Raw genomic sequence first — 528 nt, forward strand, 5'->3', positions numbered from 1 at the left:
ACCATTAACACGGTCGAGCTTAAAGCATTACGCGACATATTATGGATAATAACACCATGCAAATCATCCCAATCATACTCTTTTATTCGGCGTTTTTTGGGTTGTAAAAATACTACGGGATGGCGTAAAAACTTAAAGTTAAAAAAATCACTTTCATTAACATAGACTTTACTCGTTTTACGATTAAATATAATAGGGCTGCCACGATGGGAAAATAGATTATGATAGATTTCTGGAATAACAAAATACATAGCAATAAAGCATAAAATAACACCACTTAACGCAGCTAAAAACATGTTAGTTTCTAAAATTGGATCACATAAATAAGTCAATATAGATAATATAACCACTGCAGAGCATAAAAGAATAACAGCAATGATGTAAATACATAAATAAAAAACTTGATCAGAAGGAATCTTACGAATAAAGGCACAGTAGTTATTATTGGCATAGCTTAAGCGATCGTCATGCAGGGGCACTAAACGTGGGCCTTTATCTAGATCACCAAACCAACCAAAAATTTGTGGA

The 528-nt window shown here is 33.0% G+C and carries 1 protein-coding gene; it reads right to left on the bottom strand.

Going from position 1 to position 528, the window contains the following annotated elements; genetic code table 11:
- Window positions 1–528 (bottom strand): DUF6708 domain-containing protein (locus A9G47_RS14295; protein WP_176700689.1); only part of this gene is annotated, 528 nt, incomplete at both ends.

The sequence above is a fragment of the Gilliamella sp. WF3-4 genome, assembly GCF_001690275.1.
In the GTDB taxonomy this organism is placed as follows: Bacteria; Pseudomonadota; Gammaproteobacteria; order Enterobacterales; family Orbaceae; genus Gilliamella; species Gilliamella apicola_C.